This is a genomic window from Terrabacter sp. NPDC000476, assembly GCF_040300125.1.
GTDB lineage: Bacteria > Actinomycetota > Actinomycetes > Actinomycetales > Dermatophilaceae > Terrabacter.
Genome location: NZ_JBEPDF010000001.1, coordinates 2187787 through 2203898, shown reverse-complemented (window position 1 = coordinate 2203898; position 16112 = coordinate 2187787). Strand labels below are relative to the sequence as shown.

The window sequence follows — 16112 nt, the reverse complement described above, 5'->3', positions numbered from 1 at the left end:
CCGGCATGACGCTCTTCTGCTCCGACGTCGACGGAACGCTGCTCGACTCCCGTCGCACCCTCTCCGACCGCACCGTCGCCGCGATCCGCGCGGTGCGGTCGGCGGGGCACACCTTCGTGCTCTGCAGCTCGCGGATGCCGGCCTCGCTCGAGGGGCTCGAGCGGCTCTGCGGCGTCGACCCGACCCCGCTCATCGCCTACAACGGCGGGCTCGTGCTCCGCGCCGACCGCAGCGTCGTCACCGACGTGCCCATCGCGCCCGCGGACGCCCGGGAGGCGTATGCCGTGTGCTCGCGGCTCGACCTGCACGCGAGCTTCTTCGCCGGTGACGACTGGCACCCGTGGGGCCCCGACCGCTGGACGGAGCGTGAGGCGACGATCACCGCCGTCGAACCCAACTCGGTCTTGGTCCACGACTACGTCGCGACCGGCCGGGTCGACACGCGTCCGCCGCACAAGGTCATGGCGATGGGCGACCCCGCCCTCGTCGACGACCTCGAGGTGGCTCTCACCGGGCGGCCCGGTCTCGTCACCTACCGGTCGAAGGACACCTACCTCGAGATCGCCAACGCCGCCTGCTCCAAGGGCGGCGGGCTGCGGGCGCTGGCCGCCGAGCTCGGCGTCGACCTGGCCGACACCGTCTTCTTCGGTGACAACCACAACGACGTCTCGGCGTTCGAGGTGGCGGGGACGGCCGTCGCCGTCGCCAACGCCGTCGACCCCGCGCTCGACGCGGCCTCCGTCGTCACGAGCCACCACCGCGATGACGGCGTCGCCGCGTACCTCGAGGAATGGCTCGCGGCGCACTGACGCGGCGCGCGATGCTTGACCCTGACACCGTGTCAGACGGTCCGATGGACGCACCATGTTGAGTATCGGAGACTTCGCCCGGCTCGCCGGGGTGTCGGTGCGCATGCTGCGCCACTACGACGCCCTCGGTCTGCTGCGGCCCGCCCGCGTCGACCCGTCGTCCGGCTACCGGTCCTACGCGACCGCGCAGCTGGACCGCGCCAACCGGCTCGTGGCGCTCAAGGACCTCGGGTTCACCCTCGAGGACTGCGGGCGCCTCCTCGAGGACGACGTGCCGGTGGAGCAGCTGCGCGGCATGCTGCGGCTGCGCCGCGCCGAGCTCGCCGAGCAGATCGAGGCCGACAGCGCACGCCTCGAGCAGGTCGAGCGTCGTCTCCGGATGATCGAGAAGGAGCACACCATGACACCGTCAGTCACCCTCGACGCCTTCCGCGAGCAGCCCCTGCCCGCCGTCCGCGTCGTCCAGCGCAGCAGCCGCGTCACCGAGGGCCAGCAGGTCGGCGAGGTCGTCGGCCCGCTCTTCGGCCAGGTCGAGGAGGCCGTGCGGGGCGCGCACGTGGAGCCCGTGGGCCCCTCGATGGGGCACTACACGATGGACGGCGACGCGATGGTCGCCGCCGCGGCATACCCCGTCGGCCCGGAGGTGGGGGAGGCCGACGCCGCCGGCGCCGGGGTCGAGCTGGCCGAGCTCGGGGCGGAGCCGCGCGCCCTCGTGACGACCCTGCGCGGGCCGCTCACCGACATCGGCGAGGCGTGGCAGGCCCTGTCGCGCGAGGTCGAGGCCCGCGGACTGTCGTTCGCCGGGCCGTGCCGCGAGATCTACCACGTCGCCGCGATGGACGACCCGGAGCACTGGGTCATCGAGCTGCAGCAGCCCGTCGCCTGACGCCGGGTCGGGTCGGACCGGGTCGGGCGACGTGGGCCCGACCCCACCTCCCGGCTCCGGTCCGCCGACCTGTCGGCGGACCGGAGCCAGGTCGTGGGACCGAAGCGTCGTCCCCACTTCCTGAGCGCGGCGCCCGACCGGCGCGTCGTGGGCGCGGTACCCGGGCAGCCGCTAGGTTCACCCCCGTAGTTCGAGGGTCGACCGGCCCTCTCCTTCTCACCAGGGGTGTCCATGAAGATCGTCCGTGTCCTTCTCAGCGTCGCCGTGCTCGGCGCCTCCTCCCTGACCCTCGGGGTCACCAGCGCCTCCGCCGCCGACGGCTGCGGCAGCGGGTTCCACAAGCAGGAGGACGGCGTCATCGGCGGCAGCCGCACGGCCAGCCAGAACGGCAAGTCGATGACCGGCTCCGTCTCCGGCAAGGTGCGGTGGTGCACCCGCGAGAAGACCCTGCGTGACCAGTTCTTCCAGCGGGTGATCGTGGGCGTCCCGACGGGCGTGACCGCCCGGGGGAGCTTCTCGGGCAGCAACCGCACGCAGATCTGCGAGACGGCGAGCTTCACGGCGCACATCGCCGGCGGCTCGTCGGCCGACATCACCATCGGCACCGACGGTGCCTCGGCGACGGTCACGCGACCCACCAGCAGCACCAAGTCGGTGACGCTGCCCAAGAAGTGCAAGAGCGGCTCGGCCGCCCAGAGCACGACGGCGCTGCAGGACACGATGTACAACTTCTCGGCATCCGCCCCGAACGACGGACCGACCGGCATCACCTGCCCCCACATCGACTCCGTCACGGTCAGCGTCACGACCTCGATGACGTACCGCTACAACGGGGAGTCCCGCACGTTCACGCAGAAGGTCTCCAACACCGACGTGCCGAACGACTACCCGACCATCGGCTGCTGAGTCCGGGCGGGTCGGGCGAGGTGGGCCCGACCCCACCTCCCGTCTCCGGTCCGCCGACCTGTCGGCGGACCGGAGCCAGGTCGTCGGACCGAAGCGTCGTCCCCACCCCCTGAGCGCGGCACCCGACCGTCCACAGCCACTCGGACCCTGCTGGTGCCCGGCCGCACGACCCGCGACCGTCGGTCCATGCAGCTCTCCCTCATCGCCCGCGAGGACGTCTTCCCGCTGTCGCGCGCCCTCTCCGTCGGCATCGACCGGCCCGAGCTGCGGCGCCTGGTCCGGACCGGCGCCGTGCACCGGCTCCACCACGGGTGGTTCGCCACCCGCGCTCCCGTCGACGACGAGGACCTCCACCGCCTGCGCCTCGCAGCCCTGCTGCAGCAGTACGCCGGTCGTGCCGTCGCGAGCGACGCGTCGGCCCTGCTCAGGCTGGGGCTGCCCACCTACGAGCTGGACTGGGCGGTGGCGCACCTGCTCCGCACGGCGCCGACCGGCGCCCGTCGCGACAAGGCGCACCGCAAGGCCGACCTCGTCGTGCGGCCCGCGCTCGCCCACCCCGAGGCCGCGCGGCTGCCGTCGGGGGAGGGCGCGGCGCATCCGGCCGTCGCCGCGGTGCTGGCCGGGCTCGCCGGGCCGTGCGCACTGCTCGTCCCGGCCGACGCGGCGCTGCGGGCGGGCCGGGTGACCCGGGCGGACATCTCGCTCGCGCTGGAGGTGGTGGGCCGGCGCCCCGGCATCGAGCGGGTGCGGGCCGCCCTGCCCCGGTGCGACGCCCGGCACGAGTCGCCGGGCGAGACCGTGGCCGCCTGGGTGCTGCACCACCTCGGCCATCGCACCGTGCCCCAGTTCGTCGTGCCCGGCACCGAGGCCCTCACACCGGGCGGGCGCGGCTACCGGGCCGACCTCGGCATCGTCGGCACGCGCGTGCTCGTGGAGTTCGACGGCCGCGCGAAGTACGCCGCTGCGCAGGACGTCTGGGACGAGAAGCGCCGTGAGGACAGCATCCGCTCGCTCGGCTGGGAGGTCGTCCGGCTGACCTGGGCCGACCTGCACCGGCCAGAGCGCGTGCGCGCCCTCGTCGAGGCGGCCCTGCGCCGGGCCGCGCTCCGGGCCCCCGACTCGGCTCCGGTGCGCTGAGCCGGCCTCGGTCCCGTGACCTGTCGGGGGACCGGGGCCGCGTCCTGCGACCGACGCCCGACCGCCGGACCGAGGGCCCGGGCGGACGGGGTCCGGGGCACGCGTCACGAACCGATAACCTTGCGGTTGGCTTCAACCGCAACCGGAAGGCAGACCGATGCCGGCAATCGTGCTCGTCGGAGCGCAGTGGGGTGACGAGGGCAAGGGCAAGGCGACCGACCTGCTCGGCAGCAGCGTCGACTACGTCGTCAAGTTCAACGGCGGCAACAACGCCGGCCACACCGTCGTCATCGAGAAGGACGGCAAGCGCGAGAAGTACGCGCTGCACCTGCTGCCCTCCGGCATCCTCAGCCCCAACTGCGTGCCGGTCATCGGCAACGGCGTCGTCATCGACCTCTCCGTGCTCTTCGAAGAGCTCGACGGCCTCGACGCGCGCGGCGTCGACACGAGCAAGCTGCTCGTCAGCGCCAACGCGCACGTCATCCCGAGCTACAACCGCACCATCGACAAGGTGACCGAGCGCTTCCTCGGCAAGCGCCGCATCGGCACGACCGGCCGCGGCATCGGCCCGACGTACGCCGACAAGATGAACCGCGTCGGCATCCGCATCCAGGACCTCTACGACGAGGGCATCCTGCGCCAGAAGGTCGAGGCGGCGCTCTCGCTGAAGAACCAGCTGCTCGCCAAGATCTACAACACCCGCGGGGCCGAGGTCGACGAGGTCGTCGAGGAGCTGCTGTCGTATGCCGCCCGCCTCGCCCCCATGGTCGCCGACACGAGCCTCGTGCTGAGCCAGGCGCTCGACCGCGGTGAGACGGTGCTCTTCGAGGCCGGTCAGGCGACCCTGCTCGACGTCGACCACGGCACCTACCCCTACGTCACCTCGAGCAACGCCGTCGCCGCCGGCGCCTGCACCGGCTCGGGCGTGCCCCCGACGCGCATCGACTCCGTCATCGCGATCCTCAAGGCCTACACGACGCGCGTCGGTGAGGGCCCGTTCCCGACAGAGCTACACGACGACAACGGCGAGTTCCTCCGCAAGACGGGCGCCGAGTACGGCACGACGACCGGCCGCCCTCGTCGCTGCGGCTGGATGGACACCGTCGTCGGCCGCTACGCCACGCGCATCAACGGGGTCACCGACTTCGTCATCACCAAGCTCGACGTCCTCACCGGGCTGCCCAAGGTGCCGGTCTGCGTCGCCTACGACGTGGGCGGCGTGCGGCACGACGAGATGCCGGTCAACCAGACCGACTTCCACCACGCGACCCCGATCTACGAGGAGCTCGACGGGTGGTGGGAGGACATCACGGCCTGCCGCACCTTCGAGGACCTGCCGGCCAACGCCCAGGCCTACGTGCTGCGCGTCGAGGAGCTCATCGGCGCCCGCGTCTCCGCGATCGGCGTCGGCCCGGGCCGCGACGAGATCATCGAGCGCTTCCCGCTCAACCCCCAGGCCGACGTCGTCTGATGCGTGAGGAAGCCATGACTGAAGAGGTCGCCCCGCTCGACTGGGTCACGCGTCTGGCCGACGAGGTCGTCGCCGAGGCCCAGCAGCGCAACCCCGGCGAGACGATCGTCTGCGCCTCGGGCATCAGCCCGTCGGGCCCGATCCACCTCGGCAACTTCCGGGAGCTCATCACCCCGCACCTCGTCGCCGACGAGATCAAGCGGCGCGGGATCGCCTGCGAGCACATCCTCAGCTGGGACGACTTCGACCGCTTCCGCCGCGTGCCGAAGAACCTTGCGGGAGTTGACGACTCGTGGGAGCAGTACATCGGTATGCCGCTCACCGCAGTGCCGCCGCCCGCCGGTTCGCCGCACTCGAGCTGGGCGGAGCACTTCAAGGCGCCGCTGATCGAGGCCATGGCCGCCACCGGCATCGAGGTGCGCCAGATCAGCCAGACCGAGCAGTACCGCGCGGGGGTCTACCGCGACCAGGTCATCCTCGCGATGCGCGAGCGCTTCGCCATCGACAAGGTGCTCGACCAGTACCGCACGCTCGAGGCCGCCGACGCGGCCCGCCAGAAGGCGACCGGCAAGGGCAAGGGCGGCCAGCAGCAGCAGCAGAAGGCGGCCAAGCTGACCGAGGAGCAGGCCGCGGCCGCCACCGAGGCCGAGCGCGGCTCAGGCGCCGCGTCCGAGGACGACGGCAGCGAGGGCAAGGCCGGCTACTACCCCTACAAGCCCTTCTGCAGCTCGTGCGGCACCGACTTCACGACCGTCACTGCCTACGACGACGACAGCCACGCCCTCACCTACGCCTGCACGAGGTGCGGCCACACCGAGACCGTCGACCTCGACACCTTCACGAACGGCAAGCTCGTGTGGAAGGTCGACTGGCCGATGCGCTGGGCGCACGAGCACGTGCTCTTCGAGCCCTCCGGCGTCGACCACCAGAGCCCCGGCAGCAGCTACGTCGTCGGCAAGGACCTCGCGCCGGTCTTCGGCTGGGAGCGTCCGGTGGGCCCGATGTACGCGTTCGTCGGCATCGCCGGCATGGCGAAGATGAGCTCGAGCAAGGGCGGCGTGCCGATCCCCACCGACGCGCTCGAGGTCATGGAGGCGCCGGTGCTGCGCTGGCTCTACGCCCGCCGACGGCCCAACCAGAGCTTCGACGTCGCCTTCGGCCCCGAGCTGCAGCGCCTCTACGACGAGTGGGATGCGTTGAACCGCAAGGTCGCCGACGGTTCGGCGCAGGCCGGGGACCTCGCCGCGCACCTGCGCGCGACGTCCACCGCGGCCGGTCCGCTGCCCGCGACGCCTCGCCCGATGCCGTTCCGCACCATCGCCTCGGTCATCGACGTGACCCAGGGCGACGAGGAGCAGGCCGTGCGCATCCTCGGCGAGCTCGAGCCCGACCGCCCCGTCGAGTCGACCGACGACCTGCGCCCCCGACTCGACTGCGCGGAGCGCTGGATGCTCGGCTACGTGCCGGCCGAGGACCGCACGGTCGTGCGGGCCGAGCCCGACGCCGAGCTGCTCGGCAGCCTCGACGACACCGAGCGGGAGGCCCTGCGGCTGCTCGCCGACGGCCTCGACCGCCACTGGTCGCTCGACGGCCTGACCCACCTCGTCTACGGCGTGCCGAAGGTCCAGCGCGGCATCGACCCCGACGCGAAGGTCAAGGACCCGGAGCTCTCGGCCGCGCAGCGCGCCTTCTTCGTGCTCGTCTACCGGCTGCTCGTCGGCAAGGACACCGGGCCGCGGCTGCCCACGCTGCTCCTCGCGGTCGGCGCCGACCGCGTGCGCACGCTCATCGGCCACTGAGCGAAGCGCGCAGGCTCTGGACGGACGTGCCCACTCGACAAGCGTCGAGTGGGCACGTCCGTGCGTCAGGCCGGTGGGTCAGTTGACACCGACGGCCGACCAGGCGGTGGCCGTGGCGTCGTACTGCGTGCTGCCGGCGCCGTAGAGGTCCTTGGCTGCCGAGAGCATCCCGGCGCGCGCACCGGCGTAGTTCGTCGACGAGGTCCAGTACGTCGTCAGGGCGCGGTACCAGATCGCGGCGGCCGCGGCCCGGCCGATGCCGGTCACCGACGAACCGTTGCACGTCGGGCTGTTGTAGCTGACGCCGTTCAGGGTCTTCGCGCCGCTGCCCTCGGACAGCAGGTAGAAGAGGTGGTTGCCGACGCCGGAGGAGTAGTGGACGTCGAGCGTCCCGACGCTCTTGGTCCAGCAGTTCGCCGAGGCGCCGTCCTTGCTGGGCTGGTCCATGTAGCGCAGCGGCTTGCCGGCGCCGATGGCGAAGCGCTCGCCGATGAGGTAGTCGCCCGGGTCGCCGGTCGTGGCGGCCGTGAACTCGACCATGGTGCCCATGACGTCGGACGTGGACTCGTTGAGGCCGCCGGACTCACGTCGGTAGGCGAGGCCGGCCGTGGCCGACGTGACGCCGTGGGTCATCTCGTGGCCGGCCACGTCGAGCGACACGAGGGGTCCGTAGCTGACGCCGTCCCCGTCGCCGTAGCGCATGCAGAAGCAGGTGTCGCTCCACGAGGCGTTGACCCAGTTGGTGCCGACGTGCACGAGGCTCCGGGCGCCCTTGCCGTCGTTCTTGATCCCGTTGCGCCCGAAGGTGTTCTTGTAGAAGTCCCACGTGGCACCGACACCGAAGTCGGCGTCGACGGCGGCCGTCTGGCGGCTGGTGCTCGACCCCGTGCCCCACGTGTTGTCGGCGTCGGTGAACAGCGTCCCGGTGGTCGAGGACGTCGAGCCGTTGTTGCCGTCCTCGGTGCGGGCGCCGCCACGCGTCGCGTCGACCATCTGGTAGGTGCCGCCCGAGAGCGTCGTCTGCACCGTCACGGTGCCGAGGTAGAGGCTGTTGCCGGTGCCGGCGTCGTTGATCTCCGTGGCCCAGCGGTCGAGCACCGCACCCGAGCGCGCGTCGACGAAGACGACGGTGCCCGCCGGCTCGCCGTGCGCGCCGACGCCGTCGACCTGGGTCTTCCATGCGAGGCGGGCGGGGCTGCTCATGGCGTAGGCGGCGAGGGTGGGGGTGCTGCTGCGCACCGTGAAGTCGACGGTGCGGGCCGCGGTGGCGGCAGCCGTGGCCGGAGCGACGGTCGCCGTCGTGGACGGGACGCGGACCGCGGTGGACGCGGCGTTCACGCCCTTCCAGCCGCCGGCCCGGTCGGTGTGCACCACGAGGTCACCACCGACGACCGGCAGGCCCTTGAAGGTGCGGTCGAGTCGGACGTGCGTCGTGCCGTCCGCGTCGGTGGCGACGCTCCGGGTGCGAAGGCCCTGGTCCCGGTCGAGGCCGAAGGTGGCGCCATGGGCCCTGGCGGCGGCGACGGCCCGGTCGACACCGGCTCCCGAGGCCGCGGGGGTGGCCGCCTGCGCGGTGCTCGTGGCGATCGTCGCGAGCGTGGTGGCGACGACCGCCGCGGTGGCGACCGTCGTCGTGATGAGGCTCTTCTTCAAGGCGTTCTCCTGGCTGCCGAAGTGCCCCCGAGGGCGGTCGGACGACCGTGTCGCAAGATTTGTCGTCGATCGGTCCCCGCACCAGTCCCAGCACGTGATGTTTGCCGGTCACCGCCCAAGAATTGACGGTGCGGAGACGAAGCTCCCAGCGTTCTCCCAGACGAGGGCCCACCGACGGACGCCATCGTCCTTCATTCTGCTAAAGAAACCATTGACATAGTGAAGATCGTTCGTATGCTTGGGGGCACGTCAGGACGAAGGAGATCTCACGTGGGCATCGACGTCACGAACACCAACGGCGTGCCGATGGAGGCCATGCTGGCCGACTTCGGTGCGCGGGTGCGTTCCCTGCGCAAGGAACGGTCGTTGACCACGGAGAAGCTCGCCCAGAGCGCGGGTGTCAGTGCAGGGCTCATCAGCCAGATCGAGCGCGGCCACGGCAACCCGTCCTTCGCCACCCTCGTCCAGCTGGCACACGGGCTGCAGCTCCCCGTGGGTCAGCTGCTGCAGCCGACCGAGACCGAGCAGGTGGTCGTCCGCAAGGACGAGCGGCGCCGGCTCGACAGCCACGGGCTCGCCACCGACGACGGTGGCGTCTACGAGCTGCTGACGCCCGACCTCAACGGTGCCCTCGAGGCCAACTGGGTGGTGACCCCACCCGGCTACGACACGAGTGCCACGCCCTACACCCACAACGGCGAGGAGTTCGGCATCGTGCTGTCGGGCACGAAGGACGTCTTCCTCGACGGGGTGCGCCACCGGCTCGAGGCCGGCGACTCCATCCGCTACAGCTCGACGATCCCGCACTGGTACGCCAACCCGTCGCAGACCGAGGCCTGCACGGCCGTCTGGGTGAGCACGCCGCCCACCTGGTAGACCCGGCCCCCGGCCAGGCCCGGCCCTCGGGCCGACCCGACGACTCCCGACGACACCGTCACACCCCTCCACCCCACGCAGGCCCCGGGTGCTCCGCGCCACGGGTTCCCTCGAGTGCGCCCTGAGACGGGCCACTCCCGTCCACGAACCGGAGAGTTCGCCATGACCGCTACCCCGAAAGCGTCCACCGCCACCCCACCGGAGACCGCCGGCACCCGCCCCACCTCGACCCGTCGGGCCATGCTCGGCCTCGGCCTCGGCAACACCCTCGAGTGGTACGACTGGATGATCTTCGGCCTGCTGGCCACCTTCATCGGCCCGCAGTTCTTCGCCAAGACCGACCCGGTCTCGGCCACGCTCGACGCCCTCGCGGTCTTCGCGGTCGGGTTCTTCGTCCGCCCCCTCGGCGGGGCCCTCTTCGGAACCGTGGCCGACCGCATCGGCCGGCGCAGCGTCATGCTGTGGTCGGTCGGCACCATGGCGGTCACCACGCTCGTCATCGGCCTGCTGCCCACCTACGAGTCCATCGGCGTGTGGGCCGGCGTGCTGCTCCTCCTCTGCCGCCTGCTCCAGGGCCTGTCGACCGGCGTCGAGGCCCCGCTCTCGACGGCCTTCGCGATCGAGGTCATGCCCAAGGGCCACGAGGGCCGCGCAGCCGGCTACATCAGCTTCTTCGTCAACGTCGGCATCCTGCTGGCCTCGCTCGTCAGCTTCGCGACGAGCTACCTCATCGGTGGCGACGCCATGGCGACGTGGGGCTGGCGCGTGCCGCTCCTCTTCGGTGCCGCCCTCAGCTTCTTCGTGCTCTACCTGCGCCGGGCCCTGCCCGAGACGCTCCACGAGGAGGAGCGCAGCGAGACGACGGGCGGCACGTGGAAGGGCGTGCGCAAGCACTGGCTCGGCCTGCTCGCCATCGTCTTCGTCGTCGGCAGCGCCCAGGCGTTCAACTACGCGTGGAACGTCGGCCTGCCGAGCCTGGCCCGCAGCACGTTTAAGGAGAACCCCACCGAGGTCTTCGGCATCACGTCGCTGCTCGGCGTCATCCTCCTCGTCGGCTCGATCGTCACCGGCCGCGTCGCCGACCGCGTCACCCTCTCCAGGGCCTTCGTCGTCACGCGCCTCGCCGCCGTGCCGGCCGTCTTCCTGATGCTCTTCTACTCCGGCCCCGGCATGGGCACCTTCGCGGTCGTCGTCCTCGGCGGCGGCATCGTGCTCGTCGCCAACATGACGCTCTACAACGTCGTGGCCGCCTCCCTCATGCCGAAGTTCTGCCGGGCCACCGGCACCGGGGTCGGCTACGGCATCGCCGTCGCCCTCTTCGGCGGCACCGCCTCCTACCTGCTCGTCTGGCTGCAGAGCCACGACCTCACGTGGGTCTTCCCCGCCTACACCGCCGCGCTGTCCGTCGCCAGCGTCGTCCTCTACATCGCCGCGCGGCGCCGCAGCGGCCTCTTCGCCGGAGAGTGAGCCCCCTCATGAACACCCAGCAGCAGACCCACCCGCTCGCCATCAGCTCCGACGAGGTGACCGCCCCCGTCGTGCGCCGCAGCGACGTCGTCGTCGTCGGGGGAGGGCCCGCCGGTGTCAGCGCCGCGGTCTCCGCCGCGCGCAGCGGCGTCGACGTGACGCTCGTCGAGCGCTACTCGGCCCTCGGCGGACTCGCTTCCGGCGGAATGGTGCTCGTGCTCGACGACATGGTCAACGGTGACGAGATCACGGTGACCGGCATCGTCGACGAGTACGTCGAGCGCATGGCGCGCACCAAGCTCGCGGTCTACCCGCCGGTCGAGGAGCGCGCCGCCTCGCAGGAGCTGTGGAACAAGTGGGGGCGCTGGGGCACCTTCAACTTCCACTCCCACAGCAACCCGAAGCCGATCTGCTACGCCGTCGCCTTCGACCCGGACGCCTGGAAGGCGACGTCGGTCGAGCTCGTGCGCGAGTCGGGCGTGCACCTGCGCATGCACAGCTGGTTCTCGCTGCCCATCGTCGACGACGGCGTGCTCAAGGGCGTCGTCGTCGAGACGAAGCAGGGCCCGCAGGCCATCCTCGGTGACGTCGTCATCGACACGACCGGCGACATCGACGTCGCGTCGCGGGCCGGGGCGCCGTATGCGCACGACTCCTACCTCGTGACCCTGGTCTTCCGCCTCGGTGGCGTCGACACCGCCGCCGCCGAGCGCTTCGAGCAGGAGCACCCCCGCGAGGCGCGCGCCGCCAACCGCAAGATCAAGCGCCTCCTCGGTGGCGCCTGGGAGCTGTGGTGGCTCAAGACCCCGCTGCCCGGCGTCGTGTGGTGCAACACCCCGCACATGACCGGCTTCGACGGCGCCGACCCGGAGTCGCTGACGAACGCGGAGTTCGCCGCGCGCGACCGGATCGCCGCCGCGCTCCCCGAGATCCGCGCGAGCCTCCCCGGCTTCGAGAACGCCTACGTCCTCGACGTCGCGCAGCAGATGGGCGTGCGCCAGACGCGCTTGCTCCAGGGCGAGTACGTCGTGACCAAGGACGACGTCGTGAACCGGCGCCACTTCGCCGACTCCGTCGCCCGCGGCCGCGACTACTACACCCCCTACCGCTCGCTGCTGCCCGTCGGAGTGGACCAGCTCATCGTCGCCGGGCGACACTACTCGGCGACCCCCGAGGCGCAGCGCATGTCGCGCGAGATCCCGCCGTGCATGGCCCAGGGCCAGGCGGCCGGCATCGCCGCGGCCCTGGCCGTGGAGAAGGCGCTGCCGGTGCGTGACGTGCCGGTGGACGAGATCCAGCTGCGCATGCGCGACCAGGGCGCCGACCCCGGCGACCGTCCCGCCCCCAACGCGACCATCGACCCGAGCCCCCACCCCAGCGAGGAGATCCAGCGATGACCACGCCCGCCGCCGACCCCACCGGCAGCCCCGGAGCCCTGACCGGCGTCACGGTGCTCGACTTCACCCAGGTCTACATGGGCCCGTCGTGCACGCAGATGCTCGCCGACTACGGCGCCGAGGTGATCAAGGTCGAGCGGCCGGTGTGGGGCGACCTGTCGCGCAACTCGCTGCCCGACCCCGCGGGGCAGGAGAACCCGATCTTCATCTCGATCAACCGCAACAAGCGGTCGGTCACCATCGACACGCGCACCGAGTCGGGCCGGGAGGTCGTGCTCGACCTGGTGCGCCGCGCCGACGTCGTCGTCAGCAACTTCCGGCACGGCGTGATGGAGCGGATGGGCTTCGGCTACGACGCGCTCAAGGAGGTCAACCCGACCCTCGTGTGGGCGTCGGGCACGGGCTTCGGCGAGGCCGGGCCGTATGCGCACAAGGGCGGCCAGGACGTCATCGCGCAGGCCTACTCCGGCGTCATGTGGCGCCGCTCGGACGAGACGGTGCCGCTGAGCGTCTACCCGACGACCCTCGCCGACTACACGACCGGGATGCACCTGTGCCAGGGAATCCTGCTCGCCCTCATCGCCCGCGACCGCACGGGCGAGGGCCAGAAGGTGCAGGTCAACATGTACGACTCGATGCTGCACATGCAGATGCAGGAGGCCTCGACCCAGCTCAACCGGGGCCACGAGGTCAACTGGGCCTCGATGCCGCTCTCGGGTGTCTTCCCGACGAGCGACGGCGCCGTCTGCATGGTCGGCGCGTTCAAGGAGAACCCGCTCCGCGACATCAGCAAGGCGCTCGAGCTCGACGAGGACTGGTCGACCAAGCCCGGGTTCGACACGCTCGAGGGCCAGTTCGAGCGCCGGCCCGAGCTGCAGGCGCTCTTCCGCGAGCGGTTCGCCACCGACACGACGGCGCACTGGGTGGAGCGGCTCGAGTCCGTCGACATCCTCTGCGCCCCGGTGCGCAGCCTCGTCGAGGCGCTCGCCGACGAGCAGACCGCCGTCAACGGCATGGTCGTCGAGATGGAGCACCCGCACGGCGGAACGATGCGCGTGCTCGACGCGCCGATCCGCCTCTCCGGCACCCCCAACGGCATGCGCCGGCCGGCCCCCATGCTCGGCGAGCACAACGCCGAAGTGCTGCGCGAGCTCGGCTACGACGACGACCGGGTCGCCGCCCTCCTCTCGGACGGGGTGATCCGATGAGCACCGAGGCGATGACGCAGGAGCGCACCGACGAGGTGCGCCTCGAGCGGCGAGGACACGTGGCATACGTGACGATCGACCGCCAGCACGTGCTCAACGCCGTCGACGACGCGACGAACCGGCGCTGCAACGAGATCTGGGACGAGATCGAGCGCGACCCGAGCGTGCACGCCGTCGTCGTCACGGGCGCCGGCGACCGCGCCTTCTGCACGGGCGCCGACATGAGCGCCGGCGGCACGGCGAAGAACGGCATCGACTACTGGGCCGACCTCGACCCCAACGGCTTCGCCGGCCTCAGCCTGCGCCGCACCCTCGACGTCCCCGTCATCGCGCGGGTCAACGGCTACGCGTTCGGCGGCGGCATGGAGATCGTGCTCGGTGCCGACATCGTCATCGCGGCCGACACGGCGCAGTTCGGGCTCACCGAGCCGCGGGTCGGGCGGCTGCCGCTCGACGGCGGCATCGTCAAGCTCGTCCGGCGCATCCCGCACACGCGCGCCATGTCGCTGCTCCTCACCGGGCGCCGCGCCAGGGCCGAGGAGATGCGTGACCTCGGCCTCGTCAACGAGGTCGTGCCCGCGGCCGAGCTCGACGCCGCCGTCGACCGCTGGCTCGCCGACGTGCTCGCCTGCGCGCCCACCTCGCTGCGTGCCATCAAGCAGATCGTCAACCGCACCGACCACCTCACCGACCGCGACGCCCGCGCCCAAAGGCTGCCCGCCCTCGTCGAGTGCCTCACGAGCCCCAACGCGACCGAGGGCGTCGACGCCTTCCGCGAGAAGCGCGCTCCCGTCTGGAGCGACCGGTGAACCGGCACATGCGGCCCGGCGTCTGGGGCGTGCTCGCGACGCCCTTCTCCGGCTCGACCTTCGACGTCGACGAGAACGGCGTGGCCCAGCTCGTCGAGCACGCCGACGCCGCGGGCGTCGCCGGCCTCACGGTGCTCGGCGTCTTCGGCGAGGCCGCGCGCCTGTCGTGGGCCGAGCGTCGCCTCGTGCTCGAGACCGTGCTCGACTCCACCGACCTGCCGCTCGTCGTCGGCTGCACCTCCCTCGCGACGGCGCCGGTCATCGACGAGGCGCGGATGGCCGTCGAGCTCGTCGGCGACCGCCTCGCCGGCGTCATGGTCCAGGCCAACAGCGCCGACGTCGCCACCCTCGACGCCCACCTCCGGGCCGTCCACGAGGCTTCCGGCGCCGACGTCGTCGTGCAGGACTACCCCGTCGTGAGCGGCGTGCACGTGAGCTCGGCCATGCTCGGCGACCTCGTCGCGCGATCGCCGCACGTCACGGCCGTCAAGGCCGAGGCGCCGCCCACGCCCGTGGCGGTGGCCGAGCTGACGGCCCGCTGCGACGTGCCCGTCTTCGGCGGGCTCGGCGGCATCAACCTGCTCGACGAGCTGGCCTGCGGCGCGGCCGGCGCGATGACGGGCTTCTCGTTCCCCGAGGCCCTGGTCGCGACCGTCGAGGCGTGGGACCCGTCCGAGCCCGGCAAGGCGCGCGAGCAGCTGCTGCCCTACCTGCCGCTCATCACCTTCGAGCAGCAGGTCGGCATCGCCCTCGCCGTGCGCAAGGAGTGCCTGCGCCGGCGCGGCCTCATCGCCGAGTCGGCCGTGCGCCCGCCCGCCCGGTCGCTGCCGGACTCGATGCGCCCGCTCCTCGAGGCCCACGTGGCCGCGGCCGCGGCAGCCACCGACCCGAACGGGGGCGAGTGATGGATCTCGGACTCACCGGACGGGTGGCCCTCGTCCTCGCCTCGACCGGCGGCCTCGGCGCGGCGATCGCGACGGCGCTCGCCGAGGAGGGCGCGCACGTCGTCGTCTGCGGCCGCGACCGGGGGAGGGCCGAGGCGCTCGCCGCCACGCTGCCCTCGGCGACCGGCGTCGAGGTCGACGTGACGGCCCCCGACGCCGCCGCGGGGCTCCTCGCGGCCACGCGGGACGCCTACGGCGACCCCGACGTGCTCGTGCTCAACGGCCCGGGCCCCGCCCCGAGCCGTGCGGCCGACCTCGACGCCGACGGCGCGCGGGCGGCCACCGACACCCTGCTCGTGCCGCACGTCGACCTCGTGCGGCAGGCGCTACCCGCCATGCGGTCGCGAGGCTGGGGCCGCGTGCTCGCCGTGGGGTCGAGCGGCGTCGAGGCGCCGCTGCCGAACCTCACCGCCTCGAACGTCGGCCGGGCCGCGCTCGCCGCCTACCTCAAGACCCTCGCGGCCGAGGTGGCCGCCGACGGCGTCACCGTCAACATGCTGCTGCCGGGGCGCATCGCGACCGACCGGGTCGCCGCGCTCGACGAGGCCGCCGCCGCCCGCCAGGGCCGCAGCCTCGACGACGTGCAGGCGGCCTCGCGCGCCGCGATCCCGGTCGGGCGCTACGGCGAGCCCGCCGAGTTCGGCGCCGTCGGGGCCTTCCTCTGCAGCGCGCGGGCCTCCTACGTCACCGGCGGCCTCGTCCGCTGCGACGGCGGCCTGCTCGCCAACCTCTGAACCACGACCCCAGGAG

General features: G+C 72.2%; 14 protein-coding genes. 13 read left to right on the top strand and 1 reads right to left on the bottom strand.

All coding sequences use genetic code 11. From position 1 onward, the window contains the following. Positions 1-5: 5 nt before the first annotated feature. The 6 genes from ABT295_RS10360 to lysS all read left to right on the top strand — a co-directional run bounded on the left by ABT295_RS10360 (position 6) and on the right by lysS (position 7008). The gene (locus ABT295_RS10360; RefSeq protein WP_352394267.1) at positions 6-809 is read left to right on the top strand and encodes a Cof-type HAD-IIB family hydrolase; all 804 of its coding nucleotides are present in this window, start codon (positions 6-8) and stop codon (positions 807-809) included. Between the two features lie 55 nt (positions 810-864). After that, positions 865-1695: a MerR family transcriptional regulator gene (locus tag ABT295_RS10355; protein ID WP_352394266.1), complete on the top strand. Its 831-nt coding sequence runs from the start codon at positions 865-867 to the stop codon at positions 1693-1695. 231 nt (positions 1696-1926) lie between these two features. After that, entirely contained in the window at positions 1927-2601 is a 675-nt protein-coding gene (locus tag ABT295_RS10350; RefSeq protein ID WP_352394265.1) for a hypothetical protein, read from the top strand. A 186-nt stretch (positions 2602-2787) separates the two neighbouring features. Further along, positions 2788-3738, top strand: coding sequence for a putative endonuclease domain-containing protein (locus tag ABT295_RS10345; RefSeq protein WP_352394264.1), 951 nt, complete (start codon positions 2788-2790; stop codon positions 3736-3738). 157 nt (positions 3739-3895) lie between these two features. After that, positions 3896-5209: an adenylosuccinate synthase gene (locus tag ABT295_RS10340; protein ID WP_352394263.1), complete on the top strand. Its 1314-nt coding sequence runs from the start codon at positions 3896-3898 to the stop codon at positions 5207-5209. A gap of 14 nt (positions 5210-5223) precedes the next feature. Continuing rightward, a complete protein-coding gene (gene lysS / locus ABT295_RS10335; RefSeq protein WP_352394262.1) occupies positions 5224-7008 on the top strand; it encodes a lysine--tRNA ligase in 1785 nt (594 codons plus the stop codon). A gap of 78 nt (positions 7009-7086) precedes the next feature. Here the strand turns inward: lysS and ABT295_RS10330 are convergent, their stop codons facing one another. Next, positions 7087-8661 carry a M4 family metallopeptidase gene (locus tag ABT295_RS10330; protein ID WP_352394261.1) on the bottom strand — a complete coding sequence of 525 codons (1575 nt, stop codon included), beginning with the start codon at positions 8659-8661 and terminating at the stop codon, positions 7087-7089. Between the two features lie 270 nt (positions 8662-8931). Here ABT295_RS10330 and ABT295_RS10325 point away from each other — a divergent pair, with 270 nt between their 5' ends. The 7 genes from ABT295_RS10325 to ABT295_RS10295 all read left to right on the top strand — a co-directional run bounded on the left by ABT295_RS10325 (position 8932) and on the right by ABT295_RS10295 (position 16096). Next, positions 8932-9537, top strand: a complete 606-nt coding sequence (locus ABT295_RS10325; RefSeq protein ID WP_352394260.1) for a helix-turn-helix domain-containing protein — start codon at positions 8932-8934, stop codon at positions 9535-9537. Between the two features lie 240 nt (positions 9538-9777). Then, positions 9778-11004 (top strand): MFS transporter, encoded by a 1227-nt coding sequence (locus tag ABT295_RS10320; RefSeq protein ID WP_502991137.1) that lies wholly within the window; start codon positions 9778-9780, stop codon positions 11002-11004. Positions 11005-11012: 8 nt separating this feature from the next. After that, positions 11013-12401 (top strand): FAD-dependent oxidoreductase, encoded by a 1389-nt coding sequence (locus ABT295_RS10315; protein ID WP_352394258.1) that lies wholly within the window; start codon positions 11013-11015, stop codon positions 12399-12401. Then, on the top strand, positions 12398-13609 hold the full coding sequence (locus ABT295_RS10310) for a CaiB/BaiF CoA transferase family protein (RefSeq protein ID WP_352394257.1): 1212 nt from the start codon (positions 12398-12400) through the stop codon (positions 13607-13609). Before ABT295_RS10315 ends, ABT295_RS10310 begins: the two co-directional genes overlap by 4 nt. Then, the gene (locus tag ABT295_RS10305; protein WP_352394256.1) at positions 13606-14418 is read left to right on the top strand and encodes an enoyl-CoA hydratase-related protein; all 813 of its coding nucleotides are present in this window, start codon (positions 13606-13608) and stop codon (positions 14416-14418) included. The genes ABT295_RS10310 and ABT295_RS10305 overlap by 4 nt, the downstream gene beginning before the upstream one ends. Then, positions 14415-15323 carry a dihydrodipicolinate synthase family protein gene (locus ABT295_RS10300; protein ID WP_352394255.1) on the top strand — a complete coding sequence of 303 codons (909 nt, stop codon included), beginning with the start codon at positions 14415-14417 and terminating at the stop codon, positions 15321-15323. The genes ABT295_RS10305 and ABT295_RS10300 overlap by 4 nt, the downstream gene beginning before the upstream one ends. Beyond that, positions 15323-16096 (top strand): SDR family oxidoreductase, encoded by a 774-nt coding sequence (locus ABT295_RS10295; RefSeq protein ID WP_352394254.1) that lies wholly within the window; start codon positions 15323-15325, stop codon positions 16094-16096. The genes ABT295_RS10300 and ABT295_RS10295 overlap by 1 nt, the downstream gene beginning before the upstream one ends. The last annotated feature ends 16 nt before the right edge of the window (positions 16097-16112 follow it).

Coding starts and splice junctions, on each gene's coding strand:
- ABT295_RS10315 (WP_352394258.1), top strand. CDS start 11,013: ATGAACACCCAGCAGCAGACCCACCCGCTCGCCATCAGCTCCGACGAG.
- ABT295_RS10340 (WP_352394263.1), top strand. CDS start 3,896: ATGCCGGCAATCGTGCTCGTCGGAGCGCAGTGGGGTGACGAGGGCAAG.
- ABT295_RS10320 (WP_502991137.1), top strand. CDS start 9,778: ATGCTCGGCCTCGGCCTCGGCAACACCCTCGAGTGGTACGACTGGATG.
- ABT295_RS10295 (WP_352394254.1), top strand. CDS start 15,323: ATGGATCTCGGACTCACCGGACGGGTGGCCCTCGTCCTCGCCTCGACC.
- ABT295_RS10310 (WP_352394257.1), top strand. CDS start 12,398: ATGACCACGCCCGCCGCCGACCCCACCGGCAGCCCCGGAGCCCTGACC.
- lysS (WP_352394262.1), top strand. CDS start 5,224: ATGACTGAAGAGGTCGCCCCGCTCGACTGGGTCACGCGTCTGGCCGAC.
- ABT295_RS10360 (WP_352394267.1), top strand. CDS start 6: ATGACGCTCTTCTGCTCCGACGTCGACGGAACGCTGCTCGACTCCCGT.
- ABT295_RS10350 (WP_352394265.1), top strand. CDS start 1,927: ATGAAGATCGTCCGTGTCCTTCTCAGCGTCGCCGTGCTCGGCGCCTCC.
- ABT295_RS10305 (WP_352394256.1), top strand. CDS start 13,606: ATGAGCACCGAGGCGATGACGCAGGAGCGCACCGACGAGGTGCGCCTC.
- ABT295_RS10355 (WP_352394266.1), top strand. CDS start 865: ATGTTGAGTATCGGAGACTTCGCCCGGCTCGCCGGGGTGTCGGTGCGC.
- ABT295_RS10345 (WP_352394264.1), top strand. CDS start 2,788: ATGCAGCTCTCCCTCATCGCCCGCGAGGACGTCTTCCCGCTGTCGCGC.